Origin of the sequence: Bradyrhizobium sp. HKCCYLS1011, assembly GCF_051167795.1 — a bacterium.
Lineage (GTDB): Bacteria > Pseudomonadota > Alphaproteobacteria > Rhizobiales > Xanthobacteraceae > Bradyrhizobium.
Genome location: NZ_JBNPTT010000011.1, coordinates 132,434 through 147,943, shown reverse-complemented (window position 1 = coordinate 147,943; position 15,510 = coordinate 132,434). Strand labels below are relative to the sequence as shown.

The 15,510-nt window shown below is 65.5% G+C and carries 14 protein-coding genes; 6 read left to right on the top strand and 8 right to left on the bottom strand.

The genetic code is table 11. The features are described from left to right. Positions 1 to 258: 258 nt before the first annotated feature. A complete protein-coding gene (locus tag ACQR1W_RS31975; RefSeq protein WP_434854506.1) occupies positions 259 to 1,737 on the top strand; it encodes a cell wall hydrolase in 1,479 nt (492 codons plus the stop codon). A 168-nt stretch (positions 1,738 to 1,905) separates the two neighbouring features. Here the strand turns inward: ACQR1W_RS31975 and ACQR1W_RS31970 are convergent, their stop codons facing one another. Next, complete coding sequence (locus ACQR1W_RS31970; protein ID WP_434854505.1) at positions 1,906 to 3,510, bottom strand: L-aspartate oxidase; 1,605 nt, start codon at positions 3,508 to 3,510, stop codon at positions 1,906 to 1,908. Positions 3,511 to 3,850: 340 nt separating this feature from the next. Between ACQR1W_RS31970 and ACQR1W_RS31965 the strand changes: the two genes are divergently transcribed. The 5 genes from ACQR1W_RS31965 (at position 3,851) to ACQR1W_RS31945 (ending at position 9,410) form a co-directional block, all read left to right on the top strand. Continuing rightward, entirely contained in the window at positions 3,851 to 5,098 is a 1,248-nt protein-coding gene (locus ACQR1W_RS31965) for an MFS transporter (protein ID WP_434854504.1), read from the top strand. Between the two features lie 66 nt (positions 5,099 to 5,164). Continuing rightward, a complete protein-coding gene (gene acuI / locus ACQR1W_RS31960; protein WP_434854503.1) occupies positions 5,165 to 6,151 on the top strand; it encodes an acrylyl-CoA reductase (NADPH) in 987 nt (328 codons plus the stop codon). Between the two features lie 184 nt (positions 6,152 to 6,335). Then, a complete protein-coding gene (locus tag ACQR1W_RS31955; protein ID WP_434854502.1) occupies positions 6,336 to 6,953 on the top strand; it encodes a hypothetical protein in 618 nt (205 codons plus the stop codon). Positions 6,954 to 7,178: 225 nt separating this feature from the next. Then, positions 7,179 to 7,412 carry a DUF6894 family protein gene (locus ACQR1W_RS31950; RefSeq protein ID WP_434854501.1) on the top strand — a complete coding sequence of 78 codons (234 nt, stop codon included), beginning with the start codon at positions 7,179 to 7,181 and terminating at the stop codon, positions 7,410 to 7,412. Between the two features lie 309 nt (positions 7,413 to 7,721). Continuing rightward, positions 7,722 to 9,410 (top strand): methyl-accepting chemotaxis protein, encoded by a 1,689-nt coding sequence (locus tag ACQR1W_RS31945; RefSeq protein ID WP_434854500.1) that lies wholly within the window; start codon positions 7,722 to 7,724, stop codon positions 9,408 to 9,410. Between the two features lie 3 nt (positions 9,411 to 9,413). Here the strand turns inward: ACQR1W_RS31945 and ACQR1W_RS31940 are convergent, their stop codons facing one another. The 7 genes from ACQR1W_RS31940 to ACQR1W_RS31910 form a co-directional block, all read right to left on the bottom strand. Further along, entirely contained in the window at positions 9,414 to 12,125 is a 2,712-nt protein-coding gene (locus ACQR1W_RS31940; protein WP_434854499.1) for a DUF2339 domain-containing protein, read from the bottom strand. A 191-nt stretch (positions 12,126 to 12,316) separates the two neighbouring features. Then, positions 12,317 to 12,823, bottom strand: a complete 507-nt coding sequence (locus tag ACQR1W_RS31935; RefSeq protein WP_434854498.1) for a tyrosine phosphatase family protein — start codon at positions 12,821 to 12,823, stop codon at positions 12,317 to 12,319. A gap of 21 nt (positions 12,824 to 12,844) precedes the next feature. Beyond that, positions 12,845 to 13,087, bottom strand: a complete 243-nt coding sequence (locus ACQR1W_RS31930) for a hypothetical protein (protein ID WP_008970968.1) — start codon at positions 13,085 to 13,087, stop codon at positions 12,845 to 12,847. Further along, positions 13,084 to 13,323 carry a hypothetical protein gene (locus tag ACQR1W_RS31925; protein ID WP_008970967.1) on the bottom strand — a complete coding sequence of 80 codons (240 nt, stop codon included), beginning with the start codon at positions 13,321 to 13,323 and terminating at the stop codon, positions 13,084 to 13,086. Before ACQR1W_RS31925 ends, ACQR1W_RS31930 begins: the two co-directional genes overlap by 4 nt. Positions 13,324 to 13,327: 4 nt before the next feature. Then, positions 13,328 to 13,942: a YfbR-like 5'-deoxynucleotidase gene (locus ACQR1W_RS31920; RefSeq protein ID WP_434854497.1), complete on the bottom strand. Its 615-nt coding sequence runs from the start codon at positions 13,940 to 13,942 to the stop codon at positions 13,328 to 13,330. Then, complete coding sequence (locus ACQR1W_RS31915) at positions 13,939 to 14,565, bottom strand: DNA-3-methyladenine glycosylase I (RefSeq protein WP_434854496.1); 627 nt, start codon at positions 14,563 to 14,565, stop codon at positions 13,939 to 13,941. Before ACQR1W_RS31915 ends, ACQR1W_RS31920 begins: the two co-directional genes overlap by 4 nt. Then, positions 14,562 to 15,443: a YgfZ/GcvT domain-containing protein gene (locus tag ACQR1W_RS31910; RefSeq protein ID WP_434854495.1), complete on the bottom strand. Its 882-nt coding sequence runs from the start codon at positions 15,441 to 15,443 to the stop codon at positions 14,562 to 14,564. Before ACQR1W_RS31910 ends, ACQR1W_RS31915 begins: the two co-directional genes overlap by 4 nt. Positions 15,444 to 15,510 lie beyond the last annotated feature (67 nt).

Here is a 15,510-nt window from a genome sequence, read left to right as displayed (position 1 = left end):
CTTCTATGGTGGAACTTCCGCGATCTACAAACTTTCTTCACCGCGCTTGTTGACCTGATATTTACTGTTTTCGTCGCCGCCCTGTTTACCAAGCCATTTGATCGCGACACCAGCTACAACTTCTCGGCTTGCCTGTCTCACACCTGCAACGTGCTTTAACGCCTCAGCAACCTAAACCGTTTACGAAGAAAGACGATCGAATTGCACGGACGAACTGTGTTCGGTCGTTCCTGAGTAAGCGTTGCGTTGAGCGTATCGATGTTAGTTCTGCGTCCCGGTCCGAAGGGCGCGCGATGTGCGTCCTTCGGATTCGGTCTCTGCGTCTTCGCATTGATGCCGACGGAGACCGGTTACCAAGACATCGCCTCCCTGCTGGCCCGGCAGCCCGGCGTCGCCGAGCGCTGGCAGAAGCGCGTGTTCTCCGCCGCGGCCTCTATTCAGCTCGCGACCTACAGTTTTGGCCGCCCGATCGGCACCTCTGCGCCGCAGAGCGCGGCCTATCAGCTTGCGAGTCTCGTCAGCCGCGAGGCGGACGTCACAGGGACGGTGGTGCCGCGCAATCCGGTGCTGCAGACGCCGCCGCGCTATCAGGCCTCCGACTTCCCGACCGTCGATCGCACCTTGAAAGGCGATCGTCTCGTGGTTACGCCGCCTGCAGCACCGGCCGAGAACGCGGCGCCCACAGATCAGACATCCCCGGCACAAAGCGCACCGTCCGAGCAGCCTGCCAATTCCAACTCCTCAGTGTTCGGTGCAAAGACGGCGGAAGCCCCAGTTGAGACGCCGGTCGCGCCGCGCACCACGCTCGATCCGGAATTGCAGGAGGCGCTGCGCGCGCCGCCGCTGACCCAATACAGCGCTTCTTCGTCCCCGCAGTCGCAGCCCTCCGACGAGACCAAGGCCGCGGCCGTTGCGCCTGCCGACGACGGCGCCGTCTCCTACGACGGCCTGAATATCAAAACGGCCAATCTGTATTTTGGCACGACCTCGCTCGGCGGCAGCGCCGGCGGCATCGAAAGCTGGCAGCCGGGCGAGGCGCCGCTGATCGTGCTGCCGGATCCCGACCTGAAGCCGATGGCGGCTTTGCCACCGACCTCGAACGATGCCGCAGCTCGTCCCGACAGCGGCGAGAGCATCGCGCCGAAGGGCGAGGTCAATGCCGACAATCAGCGCGCCAAGACGCCCGCCGAGCGGCTCGGCCTGTTCGACGACAAGGCGCGCGCGAAGTCGGAGAAATGCCTCGCTGAAGCGGTGTATTTCGAATCCCGCGGTGAAGCGGTGCGTGGCCAGATCGCGGTGGCGCAGGTCGTGCTCAATCGCGCCTTCTCGGGCTACTATCCGACCACGGTCTGCGGGGTGGTGTATCAGAACAAGTACCGGCACTATGCCTGCCAGTTCACCTTCGCCTGCGACGGCACGCCGGACGTGATCCGCGAACCCGATATGTGGGAGCGCGCCAGGAAAATCGCCAAGGCCATGCTCGATGGCCAGATCTGGTTGCCGGAAGTCGGCAAGTCCACGCACTATCACGCCTATTGGGTGCGGCCGTCCTGGGTGTCCGAGATGAAGCGGATGTACAAATTCGGCGTCCACACCTTCTACCGGCCGAAGGCCTGGGGTGACGGCAGCGACGCCCCGAGCTGGGGTTCGCCGGCGCAGACCGCTGCAATCTCGGAAGAGCTGGCCGAAGAGGCCAAGAGCGAAGCCGAGATCAATCCGAACTGGACGCGGCGCTAGCCTTACTTCGTTATAAACGCCGTCATTCCGGGGCAGCCCGTTAGGGCTGAACCCGGAATCTCAAGATTCCCAGGTGCGCAATTGCGCACCATAGTTCGATGCTGTCGCATCGCCCCGGAATGACGCTGAGAGGTCGATGCCACAAGCTTTATGCGTTCGGCCGGCGAGCTACGCACTCGCCACGCGCGGTTTGCGGCTTGGCGGGTTCGCCGCAATCTCCTCCGCCACCTTTCGTGCGGCGGCGAGCGTGGTCATGGTGCGTTGGGCGCAGGCCGGATTGTCGGCCGGATGATCGGCGCGATAATGCGCGCCGCGGCTCTCGCGCCGGCTCCAGGCGCTTGTGGCGATCAACAGCGCCGCGGTCGCCATGTTGCGCAGCGCGAGGCTTGGGCTTTCGCCTTCGAGCGTGGAGATCGTCACCACCGCTTCGGCGAGCCGCTCCTCGTCGCGGATCACGCCGACTTGGGTGGTCATGGTTTCGCGCAACGCCTTCTCCGCAAAGGGCGGCAGCGGCCCGCTCGACTCCGCGATGGTGATGTCGCTCAGGGCAGGGAGGGGCGCCGGCATCTGGCCTGCGATGTCTTCGGCGACGCGCATCGCCATGACCACGGTCTCAAGCAGGCAGTGGCCGGCGAGGCAGTTGGCGCCGTGAATGCCTGATGCGGCGACCTCGCCCGCCGCCCACAGGCCCTTGAGCGAACTCCGGCCGCGCGCGTCGACGGCGATGCCGCCGATGTGGATATGGGCCGCAGGCGCCACCGGAATCGGTTGGCGGGTCGGGTCGATACCGGCTGCGCGGCAACTCGCATCGAGCATCGGATAGGCGGCAGCGACATCGTCGTCGAGCACGTCGCGCGCGTCGAGGAAGGCGCCGCGCCCGGCGGCGATTTCGGCAAAGACGCCACGCGCGACGATGTCGCGTGGCGCGAGATCGGCGAGCGGATGGCGCGGCAGCATGAAGCGCTGACCGCGCCGATTGACCAGAATGGCGCCGGCGCCGCGCAGGGCTTCGGTGATGGCTGGGGCCGGATCGCGGCCGATCATCATCGCGGTGGGATGAAACTGCACGAACTCGGGATCAGCGATGACCGCACCGGCACGCGCGGCGATCGCAAGGCCTGTGCCGTTGGCCAGCGCCGGATTCGTCGTGGTTGCGTACAGACGCCCCAGGCCATCGGTCGCCAGCACCACCGCGCGCGCTGCGAGGATGACCGGCGGTGCGGCCGCATCGTCGCCGGCCCGCACCTGCACGCCCGCTACGGTATCGCCGTCCATGATCAGCGCTTCAGCTTGATAGCCTTGAATGATGCGGATCGATGGCGTGTTGCGCACCGCTCGGCTCAGCGTGGTCAGGATCGTGCTTCCCGTCCTGTCACCGCCGATCGGGACGAGGCGCCGAACCGGCGCGGCGACCGCGCGGATGCGTCCATGGCGGTCCTCGCGGCCGCAATCGAGGTCGAGGCCGAGATGACGCAACTCGTCGATCCGCCGCTCCGCTTCGCGTGCGACCCCGAGCGCCATGTCGCTGTCGGCCAGGCCGCCGCTGGCCGCGATCATATCCGCCGCGAGTGCCTCCGCGCTGTCGCCTTTGCCGATGGCCGCGAGACCGCCTGTCATCCACGAATCGGCAGCTTGGTCGGCGAGGCGCTGAGCGGAGACCAGAGTGACCGGCCGCGGCGCCAGTTGCAGGGCGCAAAGCAGGCCGGCGACGCCCCCACCCACGATCACAACATCGCCGTTGCTCTCGATCACATGATGAGCCCGATCGTCCATGGGAAACCGCTTCGCCTTAGCGTTCGTCTGCGCAGCTTGCGCAGGCTGCCTATGACTACGGAGCGCGGGTTAGCCGTTCTTCAGAAACAAGGTTCGTTGTTTAAGCGTCTTTGGCGACAAAACGCGGCTTTCCTGATGGTCGCTCGCGCATCGGGCGAGGACCTGTTTTGACCTTCGCGCGAGAGGATGTTTTTGCGGTATTTAGGTAATCTTGACGTGTCCAACCACGTGCCGCGATCGAGGATCACCACCCCGCAGCTGCATCGATTTTTTTAATTGGCCTTCTCGGTCTATTTCATGCAAATGCATTCACTCGATGGCGAGCAGGGAAGGAAACGCAATGTCGGTCCAGACAACGGAACTCGGTTCGCCGACCACGGCCGCGAGCTGGCGCACCCCGCTGGTCATCATCGTCTGCGGCTGCGCCATCGCGCTCTTAAGCTTCGGTCCGCGCTCCAGCCTCGGCTTCTTCGTGCAGCCGATGAGCCGCGAATTCGCCTGGGGCCGCGACGTGTTCGCGCTCGCGGTTGCGATCCAAAATCTGTTGTGGGGCCTCGGCCAGCCATTGGCCGGAGCGATCGCGGACCGTTTCGGTGTGTTGCGCGTGGTGTGCGTCGGCGCGCTGCTTTATGCCGGCGGTCTGGTCCTGATGCGCTATTCGGCGACGCCGCTGTCGCTCAACATCGGCGCCGGCGTGCTGGTCGGTTTCGGCCTGTCCGGTTGTTCGTTCAACCTGGTGCTGTCGGCGTTCAGCAAGCTGTTGCCGCCGGAACGCCGCAGCCTCGCGCTCGGCGCTGGCACGGCGGCCGGCTCGCTTGGCCAGTTCCTGTTCGCGCCGTTCGGTGTCGCGCTGATCGGTCAGTTCGGTTGGCAGAGCGCGCTGATGGTGTTCGCGACGCTGATGCTCTTGATCGTGCCGCTGTCGCTCGCCATCGCAACGCCGCCGGCGGCCGAGCCGAAGCCGACGGACGCCGAGCAGCAGTCGTTCACGACCGCGTTGATGGAAGCTTTCGGACATCGCTCTTACGTGCTGCTGGTGCTCGGCTTTTTCACCTGCGGCTTCCAGCTCGCCTTCATCACCGTGCACCTGCCGGCGTTCCTGGTCGATCGCGGGCTGTCCGCGCAAGTCGGCGGCTGGGTGATCGCGGCGATCGGCCTGTTCAACATCATCGGTTCGCTCAGCGTCGGCTGGCTGCAGAGCCGGCTGCCGAAGCGCTACATCTTGTCCTTCATCTATTTCACCCGGGCGCTCGCCACGCTCGCCTTCATCTCGTTTCCGGTGACGGCCTTCTCCGCGGTCGCCTTCGGCGCGGTCTCGGGGCTCGCCTGGCTGTCCACGGTGCCGCCGACCTCGACCCTGGTCGCGATCATGTTCGGCACCCGCTGGTTGGCGACGCTCTACGGCTTTGCCTTCGTCAGCCATCAGGTCGGCGGCTTCCTCGGCGTCTGGCTGGGCGGCATCGTGTTCGAGCGCTTCGGTTCCTATACGCCGATCTGGTGGCTCTCGATCCTGTTCGGGGTGCTCTCGGCCTTGATCAACCTGCCGATCGTGGAGAAGCCGGTCGCCCGGGCCGTGCCCGCAACCTGATTTGCGCCGGCCGGCTGATCGGCTAAACATGCGGCAAAGGTGTTAATCGGATCAGGGAGAGCCGCCATGGCGACATTCAAGGCGATCAGAATCGACAAGGCGGACAAGGGCACGACGGCCGCTCTTGTGCAGTTCGACGAAGCCGAGTTGATGGATGGCGACGTCACCGTTCGGGTGGATTGGTCGACCTTGAACTACAAGGACGGGCTGGCGGTGACCGGCAAGTCTCCGGTGGTCCGGCGCTTTCCAATGATCGCCGGGATCGATTTCGCGGGCTCCGTCGAACAGTCGTCGCATCCGCAATGGAAGCCGGGGGATCAGGTGATCTGTACCGGCTGGGGCATGGGTGAAACCCATCTCGGGGCCTATGCCGAAAAGGCCCGCGTCAAGGGCGACTGGCTGGTCGCCCTGCCGAAAGGATTATCGGCCCGCGAGGCCATGGCGATCGGCACCGCGGGCTTCACGGCGATGCTGGCCGTGATTGCGCTGGAACGGCACGGCCTCACCCCGGACCGCGGTCCGGTCGTGGTCACGGGAGCGGCCGGCGGCGTCGGCTCGGTGGCGACCGCGGTGCTGGCCAAGCTCGGCTATCACGTCATCGCTTCGACCGGGCGGGCGGCGGAGGCCGATTACCTCAAGAGCCTGGGGGCGGCCGAGGTGATCGATCGCAATGAGCTGTCTGCGCCGGCCAAGCCGCTCGCCAAGGAGCGCTGGGCCGGTGGCGTCGACAGCGTCGGCTCGACCACGCTGGCCAACCTGCTGTCGATGACAAAATATGGCGGGGCCATTGCGGCCTGCGGGCTCGCGGCCGGCATGGACCTGCCGGCTTCGGTCGCGCCCTTCATTCTCCGTGGCGTCTGCCTGCTCGGCATTGATTCGGTGATGTGCCCGGTGGAGGCCCGAAAGGCCGCCTGGAATCGGCTCGCCAGCGATCTGGATCGGGCAAAACTCGCTGAAATAACAAGGGAAATCGGCTTCGATCAGGTCTTTGACCTAGCCCCGCAGATCCTCGCCGGCCAGGTCCGGGGCCGCGTGGTGGTAAAAATATCCTGAGGACGTTCAGACTTTGCCAACCAAGCTGCTCCAATGTTGCCACGGTTGGTATGGTAAGCATCGGGTAAAAGCCTAGTGCCGCCGATTTGAAGCCCCCGACCCAGCCGCGGCGAGATATCTTCGGGACTTCAGATTGGAATTGGGCACTAGCCTTGCAGCTGCATGGGTTTGTCGGAGTTTCAGCATGCTTGCGCGTTTTGTATTGGGAGCCGCCGCCGTCGGTGCCATCATTGCACCCGCGCTCGCTGGGTCGATGTCGGCCGATGAGGCGCGCCGGTTCGTCGCCGGCAAGGTGTTCGCCTTCACCTGCGTTGATGGCACTCGCGGAGCCGGCCGCATTCTTGATGACATGGGTGCCGCCGGTGCGGTGCAGTTCTCCGGCTCGGGGCCGGTGCGCCACATCCGTCTGCCCAGCAACACCCTGCAGATCCGAGGCGAGAACGTCTGCGCCTCGCTGAAGGGTCTGCCGTTCGAGCCCTGCTTCAATCTCGACAAGAAGGACGACCGCAGCTTTCGCGGATCGGTGTCCGGCCTCGGTTTTGCCTATTGCGACTTCCAGCACCAGGGTGGTGCGACCATGCTGATGGCGCGGGCGGTGGCACGCCCGCATGGTGGACGCCGCGCCGCCGCTGGGACCGACGCGTCGCAGGTGACCGCTCGGGTCGAGACACCGCGCGTCGAAAGCAGCAAGATCGAGCCGATCAAATCCGAGACCGTGAAGCCAGAGCCGGTCAGGAGCGAGAGCCTAGGGCAGCCCGGTAAGTCAGAGGGCGCACCGGAATTGCGCCGCTCGACGGACTAAGACTCACCGCGCCGTTGAGCAAGCGGAAGCCAGCAGACGTTGCGCGGAGGTGACCGGAGCGGCACGCCCGCGGTGCGACCTCTTAACGTTCTGCAACAAATCTCACGTTCCCGCAGCCTGGTCGCATCATTGCGCCGTAGTCTTCCGGACGCGTAGATTCACGTCGCGGTAGCAACTCCAATCCAGTTTGGCAGGAGGGGGGTGGCCCACGTGAAAGGGTCCGTAATGTCGCTCTATTTTTTTCGCATCAGCCACGGTCGCTATTCGGGCGCGGCTGATCAGCCTTACGAATTCGTCAATCGCGAGTCCGCGTGGACCGAACTAACGGCGGTCTGTGCTGATCTGATTGGCGGTATCTCGCGCACCCTGCAGGAGGATGCAGAGTGGCGGATGGAACTGCTGGACGAAGCCAAGCAGCCGATATTTCGAATCCGGTTGGTGGCTGAGTCCATTGGATAGCCGTGCAGCGCCTGAGCGCCACTCAAGATCATATCTGCCGAACTGGTCTTGCCATCGGACCATTGCGGACAGCAGGTCGCGCAAACCGCTGCTACCCAATAGTACCGTGAGCAGATCAGTATCGCGGTGTTGTCCGTAGTAGACCGGGGGGGTCGGTTAAGGAACCCTTTGTGGAACCGGCCCAGTGTGGTGATTGGAATTTCCAATCGTATCATTCGCATTTTGAGTGCTCCGTTACCGTGCACCTCAGCGCGCCATTCGTCGTCGCGGGGCTCCGGAGCGGACTGCACTCACTGGTGAGGACACCACATGGCCAAACTGTCCATTCGTGCCAAGATCATCGCCGTTATCGTCTTCATGCTTGCCACGATGTCGGGCCTCGGGCTTCTCGCAGTGTACAGCATGCGTTCGATCAATGCGCACACGGTCGACATCGCCGAGAACTGGCTGCCGAGCGTACGTGCTATCGGCGAACTGCGCGCCGATATCAATCTCCTGCGCATCGCGTTGCGCGCCCAGGTGATGTCGGAAACCGAGGAGGCCAAGCAGGCCGCCGACAAGCGGCTCGCAGGCATCTTCGATACGATTGCAAAAGACCGCAAGAAATACGAGCCGTTGGTCACCTCGCCGGAAGAGCGTGCCATCTACGACAACTGGTCGAAGGCGTGGGACAAATACATCGTCGGTGTCCGGCAGGTCATGGACGAGTCGCACAAGAGCGTCGGCCGGATCCCGCATGAAGCGACCGAGCTTCTGGATAAGCAGGTCGCGGTGATCGCGCGCGACGCGGACAAATACTTCGTGCAGGATATCGAGCTCAACGACAAGGGCGCGGAACAGGCGACCCGGGATGCGGCCGACGGCTATGCCAAGGCATTCTGGCTCGTGCTCATGATCATCGGGGTCGCCATGATTTTGGGGATCGCGGTCGGAGTTTCGCTGGTGCGGAGCGTGTCGCAAGGCATCGCCTCGGTCATCAAGCCGATGCAGGAGCTCGCCAATGGCGATCTCTCGGCCGAGATCACAAATCGTGGCGAACCGACGGAAATCGGTGCGATGGCCGACACGTTGCAGGTCTTCAAGGAGGCGCTGATCGCCAAGAAAGCCGCGGACGAGGCTGCTGCGCACGATGCCGAGGCCAAGATCGAGCGCGGCCGTCGCGTCGACAGCATCACCCGCCAGTTCGAGGCTACGATCGGCGAGATCGTCAACACGGTCTCATCGGCCTCGACCGAACTCGAGCACTCCGCCGCCTCGCTGTCGTCAACGGCGAACCGCTCGCAGCAGATCTCGACCATGGTTGCGGCCGCGTCGGAGGAAGCCTCGACCAACGTCCAGTCGGTCGCGTCCGCAACGGAAGAGCTGTCTTCGTCGATCACCGAGATCAGCCGCCAGGTTCAGGACTCCGCGCGCATGGCCCATGACGCCGTCGAGCAGGCGCGCATGACCAATGAGCGCGTCGGCGAACTGACCAAGGCCGCCGCCCGCATCGGAGACGTCGTCGAACTGATCAACACGATTGCCGGTCAAACCAACCTGCTGGCGCTGAACGCCACGATCGAGGCAGCGCGGGCCGGTGAAGCCGGCAAGGGCTTTGCGGTCGTTGCGACCGAAGTCAAGGCGCTCGCCGAGCAGACCGCCAAGGCGACCGACGAGATCGGTCAGCAGGTCTCGGGCATTCAGGGCGCGACACAGGAATCGGTCGGCGCCATCAAGGCGATCTCAGGCACGATCGAAAAGCTGTCCGAAATCGCGTCCGCGATCGCCGCCGCGGTCGAGGAGCAGGGGGCTGCGACCCAGGAGATCTCGCGCAACGTCCAGCAGGCGGCCCAAGGCACGGAGCTGGTCTCCTCGAACGTGGTCGACGTGCAGCGCGGCGCCACCGAGACCGGCAGCGCCTCTTCGCAGGTGCTGAGTGCGGCGAAGTCGCTGGCGCAGGACAGCGATCGCTTGAAACGCGAGGTGGCGCAGTTCCTGCAGTCCGTGCGCGCCGCCTGACGTTCACGCTGTCGGGGCGGCTGCTTCCGGTGGCCGCCTGCGAAACAGGATCTTCTGGTACAGCCAGCCGATCGCGACCAGTACCAGGCCGAGGCAGATGAACGACAGCGCGCGATAGACCCCGGTCAGCGTGGACATGTCGATCAGGAAGGCCTTGCCGATGGTGAGCGCGATCACCACCGCCGAAGCAAGTCGCGCCCGTTGCGATTGCACGAGGATGCCGATCCCGAGCAGGATCACGCCGAAGGCGAGCCAGGCGATCGAATAGGTGTATTGCTCAGCGCCGCTGGTCCCGCCCAGGATCAGATTGGGGCCGTGATAGAGCCTGCGGATTTCCAAGCTCAGGTAGCTCAAGGCGAGGATGAGCGCACCGGCGGCCAGGCTGTTGGCATAGACGACCGGGCGTCGACCGGCGACGGCGTAGGACAACAGCAGCATCAGAATGGCCGGGAAGGCGTAAGCGAGCAGCAGCAGGTTGAGAACGCTGCCTCTGATCTCGCCATGAAAGACCATCGGGTTCTCCAGGAACAGCAGCCCGAACACGCTGCCGAGCACGGCAAACGCCGTCAACAGCACCGCGCCGGCATTGTGGACGATGCTGCGGCTGCGCAGGCGCAGCCGCTCGAGACCGATCGCAAGCGCGAGCGCGACAGAGACGTCGAGACCTGCTTCGGCGAGCGACGGCACGGCAAGCATGTCGCCGCCGTTGACGGCGTGACGGATCTCCAGGAAGGCCAGCAGCACCGTGAACAGGATCGCGGCCGCCTCGATCGCACGCAGCGGTGCATCGTCGGCGCGCGGGCGCATCAGATAGCTCGCGCCCCAGAACGAGGCAGCCGGCACGCCATAGCCCCATAGCAGCCAGTTGAAGATCGGCGTGGTGCCGACGTCGTCGCCGACGATGCGCGGCTCGTAGGCGATCCGGGCCACCACGAGGCCGGCAAAGACAGCCGCCAGCGTCCGCAGGAACGGGATCGGCCGCTGCGTGGCGATCCAGGCCGTGCCCAGCGATGTCAGCGCGAGCGCGATCGTCAGCCAGCCCTTCTCCAAGGCGAAGGTCAGTGCGAGCGCCAGCGCGCCAAGCGTGCCGGTCGCAAACAGCGCGATCGAGACCGACAGTCCCGGCCTGGGCTCGCGTCGCGACAGCGCTTCCGTTGCCGTTGCAAAAGCCGCTGCCAGCAGCACGGCCAGAATCGCAAACGGGATCGAGCGGTCGAGATGGGCGATGCGCGCATAGAGCGCGACGAGCAGCGTAACGGGCGTGAAGACGCCGGCACCCGACCAGATCACGGGAACGATGGCGTTGCGGCTGCGGCCCTGCGCGAGGAATCCGGCGGCGCCGAACGCCGCGGCGAAGATCGCCGCAATGACCAGATGCGAGGTGACGGATTCCCCGGTCGGGCTCGGGCCCATCTCGGGCAACGCGCCGCCCGGCAGCACGAGCATATCGAGATTGGCGCGCACCGCCCATTCGGCAAATACGACGAACACCGTCACTGCTGCTGCGCCGACGGCGCCGACCGCTGCCGACGCGCGCCAGGCGACGATCAAGGTGCCTGCGACCAGCGCGGTGAAGGCGATCAACGCCACGCCGTCATGCAGGCTGGCGAGCACGATCAGCATCGCGCCCAACAGATAGATCGAAAGCGATACCGACGAGATCGGCTCGAGCTGGTCGTCGGCCATGTCGGGGCCGAACATGAAGCCGCACACCACGATCAGGGCTGCCAGCACGAATCCCGTCACGACGTGAAACACGTGCGGCGCGACCATTGGCAGGCCGCAATCCAGGCACGGCAGGGTCCAGAGGAAGGCGAGCACGATCGTGGTGATCGCGAGCCAGCGCCACAGCCGCACGCGTGCAAGCGCAAAGGCCGCGGCGGTGACGACCGCGAGATAGACGTAGAGCGCCCAATAGTTCGGCTGGTCCGAGGAGACCAGCACGGGGGTCACGAAGGCGGCGGCGATGCCGAGGCCGGCGAGTGCGGGACCGTGCAACAGCGCGGCGGCCAAGGTGCCGAGGGCAACGATCCCGAGCAGGACGAAGGCGCTGGCGGGCGCGAGGAAGTCGTAGAGCGCGTAGGCTGCGTAGACGGTGGCGAATGCCACCGCGGTGCCCGCCGCGGTCAGGATCGCCGGGATGTTGGCGATCGGCAAGGCCGCGATCTGTGCGACGCTCTCCTTGCGCCGCGTCCATTCACCCGCGCCGAGCAACGCCAGCGCGAACAGGCCGCCCAGGGTCACGCGCACGGCCGGGCCGATCAGGCCGGCCTCGATCGAATAGCGCACCAGGAAGAAGCCGCCGAGCGCGAGCGCAAGTCCGCCGATCCAGACCACCCAGCGGGTGCCGATCGTTTCCTCGAAGTTTGCGGCTTGCGACGGTGGAGATGGGGGCAGGGGCGGTGGCGGAGCTCCCGCCTCGTCGTCGATCCCCTCGGCCGCAAGGCTCGTCGTATCGGACGTTGCCGCGCCCATGTCGGTCTGGTCGGCCGCCGGCGCGATGGTCGCTTCCGGCACCAGCGTGGCCACCGCCTCCTCAAGGGGCGTCAATGGCGGCGGCACGGCAGTTGCTGGGGTGCCAGACCCGGCGGCACGCGTCTCGAGCCGTTCGAGCCGTGCACGCAGGTGCGCAAGTTGTTCGGCGGTCCTGCGGGCAAACAGCAGCACACCGATCGCGATCAGAAGCGCAATCCAGTCAATCGGCCAGTCGAACATGGTCTGATTTCCGCAAGCGATACCGGCGAGCCGGTGGTTACCGCGGTGGTCAGCCGCCCCGCATCGGTCCCAGGGACACCACGGCAAGCCTGGCGATCGCGGGTTCCCGTAAGTGTCGACCCGCCCGGCAAAAGTTCAAACGGCGTTGCGGGGGTATCGGGGCCCGGAGCAGCGTGGCGGCCGCAATCCGCTCAGTCCAGATCGATCCGGAACGGCTGGCTCTCGATCGACATCGCGCCGGGCCCGATCGCCTCGACAGCGCGGATCATCCGCCCCTGGCGCCCGAGCGCCGCGTCGGCAAGGCTGACGATCAGGCGGTTCGGCGAAGCGATGGGTGAGGCGGCGCGGATGGCCTTCGCGATCGCAAGCTCATCGCGGTGCGGATTGAGCATACAGGCCGCGGCGAAGGCGCTGGCGGTCGAGCGGCTGATCCCGGCGTAACAATGCACCACCAGCGGCGCATTGCGATCCCAGCCGCGGACGAAGTTCAGGACCTGTGCGACGTGGCGGTCGCAAGGCGCGACGAAGCCCTCGATCTCCTCGGTGATGTCGTCCACCGAGACCTTGAGATGGTTGTGCGGCAGGATGGTCTCAGGCGTCAGCACCTGATCGACGTTGGCCATGACCGTGAGCACATGGCTGGCGCGGGTGCGGCGGACAGTGTCGGGCAGGGCGGCGAGCGAGCAGACGTGGATCATCCGTGAAAAAAATCGTCGGGTTTAGGATCGCCGATGCCGCTTGAGCTGACGCAGCTGCTGACGCGCCAGTTGGGCGTTGCCTTCGATCTCGGCATTCAGCCGCTCAAGCCGATCCAGGAGCCGCTCTCGTTTGACGGGGGCGGGCTGGGCTGGCAGCTGCACGGGCTTCTCGGTCCAGGGACGGCGAACGAACAGCGCGACGAGCCACACCATGGCCACCAGCGCCAACGGCATGCTCAGAGCATAGATCTGGCCGATCGTCATCGGAGGCCTCCCAGAAGCCACTGCGCCCCTAAATGTAGGAGCAAACCGGCCGCAAAGCAAATGGGGGCCGATATATAGACCAGGGTCGGATCGGTGCTCTGGGGCAGGAACCCATAGATTTCTTGGCCGATCGGGACGAACACACCGACCGAGACGATGGCCGTGGCCAGCGTATTGGCCCAGTTCGCCAGCAGTTTCAGCCGCTCGTTCCGTCGATCGTCGGGCGTCAGCGGCATGGCATCATTGTCCCAGCACGGCATTGAAGCGCGCGAGAAACCGCTTCTCGGCCTTCGCGGCGTTCCAGGGCGTCAGATAGTCGACGCGCGTCGCTTCAGGCAGCTCCGGGTCGCGGCCGAACAGGCGCTTGGCCTCGCTCTCGGAGAAGCCCGCGAGCTCTGTGGCCTCGAGATAGGCTGCGCCGCGATCGGCCGCCTTGATCTGGCGCTCGATCTCAGGCGCAAGCTCCGCCGACAGGCCGAAGCGGATATGGATGGCGCCGAGCAGTCGCTTCTCGACTGTCTTGTAGTCCACGCCCAGCACCGCCTTGAACGGCGAGATCATGTCGCCGATGACATATTCCGGCGCGTCGTGCAGCAGGGCGGCGAGTCGCAGCCGGTCGTCGATGTTGGGATTGCGCGCGCGCATCACGGCTTCCACCAGCAGCGTGTGCTGCGCCACCGAGAAGATGTGCGCGCCGCGCGTCTGGCCGTTCCAGCGCGCCACGCGCGCCAGCCCATGGGCGATGTCGGCGATCTCGATATCGAGCGGGGATGGATCGATCAGATCGAGCCTGCGGCCCGATAGCATGCGTTGCCAGACCCGGGTCTGGCCGGATGAAGCCTTTTGGGTGCTCATAGGGCTTTGAGGCGGGGGCTGCGGCGCTTGCCGCTGCAGGTCTCATGGCAGAAGCAGGTGACGAGATGATCGTTGACCATGCCGGTCGCCTGCATGAAGGCGTAGACGATCGTCGGCCCCACGAACTTGAAGCCGCGCGTCGACAATTCCTTGGAGATCTTGATCGAGAGCGGCGTCGAGGCCGGCACGCTTGCGGTGGTCTTGAACTGGTTCACCTTGGGCCGGCCGTCGACGAAGTCCCACAGGAATTTCGAGAACCCGTCGCCGTCCTCCTGGATCTTGAGCCAGGCCTTGGCGCTGAGGATCGTGCCCTCGACCTTGGCGCGGTTGCGGACGATGCCGGCATCGTTCATCAGCGCATGGATCTTCTTGTCGGTGTAGCGGGCGATCTTCTCCGGGCGGAAATCGTCGAAGGCGCGACGGAAATTGTCGCGCTTGCGCAGGATCGTGATCCAGGACAGCCCGGCCTGGAAGCCGTCCAGGATCAGCTTCTCATAGAGCGCGCGGTCGTCATATTCCGGCACGCCCCATTCGGTGTCGTGATAGGCGACGTAAAGCGGATCGTCGCCCGGCCATGGGCACCGTGTCAGGCCATCGGGGTGAAGACGCGCAGCTCGGCTCATGCCACGGTTTGCTTGGGCGCGCTCTGCAGGGCGTCGAGATCAGCGACACGAAGGGCGCGACCGTCCGCCGTCAGCGGGGTGCCGGCCGCGATGGCTTCGGTGGTCCGGTCGATGCGCAACAGCGCGATGCCCTTCTGCGCGACCGCCGAACCCATGGTGCCGACCGTCTTGTCGCCGGCCATGACCGGCGTGCCCGGCGCGGGCGCCGAGCCCTCCAACACCACCTGGGCGGCGCGGGTGCGCGTGGTGCCGCGATGATGCATCCGGCTGACCACCTCCTGGCCGACATAGCAGCCCTTGCCGATGTCGACGCCGTTCAGATGGTCCATATTGGTCTCGTGCGGGAAGGCATCGCCATAGGCGAAGTCGAGCCCACCTTGTGGGATGCTGTGGGCGATCCGGTGGGCGTCGTAGGCGCTGACATCGGCGATCTCGGCGCCGAGCTCGGACGCCACGCCCGGCAGCGCGCTCTGCGGTGCGATGATGCGCCAGCCGAGCTCGGGCTGGCGGGGATCGGCAAAGCTCAGCGCCGGCCGAGCCGCGGGCGCGCCGTCCCAGGCGGCGATCACGCCGACCTGTTCCGAGAGATTTTCGATGCTGATCTGGGCCCGCAGCTTGTAGAGCTTGAGCTTGTCCGTCAGCGCCTGGGCCAGCGCCCGCGGGCAGTCGAGCAGGAAGCGCTCGCCGTCCTCGGCAGGCACCTGGGTGATCAGGAAATCGACGATGATCTTGCCCTGCGGCGTCAGCAGGGCGCCGAACCGCGCCGCGCCCGGATGAAGCTTGGTGACGTCGGTGGTGACAAGGCCGTTCAGGAACTTGCGTGCGTCGGCGCCGCTGACCTGGACTACGCCCCGGTCGGGGAGAAAGGTCGCTTTCATTCTGCAAAAACCTCTTGCGACACGCCGCACCGAAACGTAAGCCGCCCTGGCCTAAACCACAAGGCGG

Bases quoted from the DNA above. Each gene is read 5' to 3' on its own strand.
- ACQR1W_RS31930 (WP_008970968.1), bottom strand. From the start codon at position 13,087: ATGACGATCGGCCAGATCTATGCTCTGAGCATGCCGTTGGCGCTGGTG.
- ACQR1W_RS31925 (WP_008970967.1), bottom strand. From the start codon at position 13,323: ATGCCGCTGACGCCCGACGATCGACGGAACGAGCGGCTGAAACTGCTG.
- ACQR1W_RS31965 (WP_434854504.1), top strand. From the start codon at position 3,851: ATGTCGGTCCAGACAACGGAACTCGGTTCGCCGACCACGGCCGCGAGC.
- ACQR1W_RS31920 (WP_434854497.1), bottom strand. From the start codon at position 13,942: ATGAGCACCCAAAAGGCTTCATCCGGCCAGACCCGGGTCTGGCAACGC.
- acuI (WP_434854503.1), top strand. From the start codon at position 5,165: ATGGCGACATTCAAGGCGATCAGAATCGACAAGGCGGACAAGGGCACG.
- ACQR1W_RS31970 (WP_434854505.1), bottom strand. From the start codon at position 3,510: ATGGACGATCGGGCTCATCATGTGATCGAGAGCAACGGCGATGTTGTG.
- ACQR1W_RS31975 (WP_434854506.1), top strand. From the start codon at position 259: ATGTTAGTTCTGCGTCCCGGTCCGAAGGGCGCGCGATGTGCGTCCTTC.
- ACQR1W_RS31915 (WP_434854496.1), bottom strand. From the start codon at position 14,565: ATGAGCCGAGCTGCGCGTCTTCACCCCGATGGCCTGACACGGTGCCCA.
- ACQR1W_RS31910 (WP_434854495.1), bottom strand. From the start codon at position 15,443: ATGAAAGCGACCTTTCTCCCCGACCGGGGCGTAGTCCAGGTCAGCGGC.
- ACQR1W_RS31935 (WP_434854498.1), bottom strand. From the start codon at position 12,823: ATGATCCACGTCTGCTCGCTCGCCGCCCTGCCCGACACTGTCCGCCGC.
- ACQR1W_RS31940 (WP_434854499.1), bottom strand. From the start codon at position 12,125: ATGTTCGACTGGCCGATTGACTGGATTGCGCTTCTGATCGCGATCGGT.
- ACQR1W_RS31950 (WP_434854501.1), top strand. From the start codon at position 7,179: ATGTCGCTCTATTTTTTTCGCATCAGCCACGGTCGCTATTCGGGCGCG.
- ACQR1W_RS31955 (WP_434854502.1), top strand. From the start codon at position 6,336: ATGCTTGCGCGTTTTGTATTGGGAGCCGCCGCCGTCGGTGCCATCATT.
- ACQR1W_RS31945 (WP_434854500.1), top strand. From the start codon at position 7,722: ATGGCCAAACTGTCCATTCGTGCCAAGATCATCGCCGTTATCGTCTTC.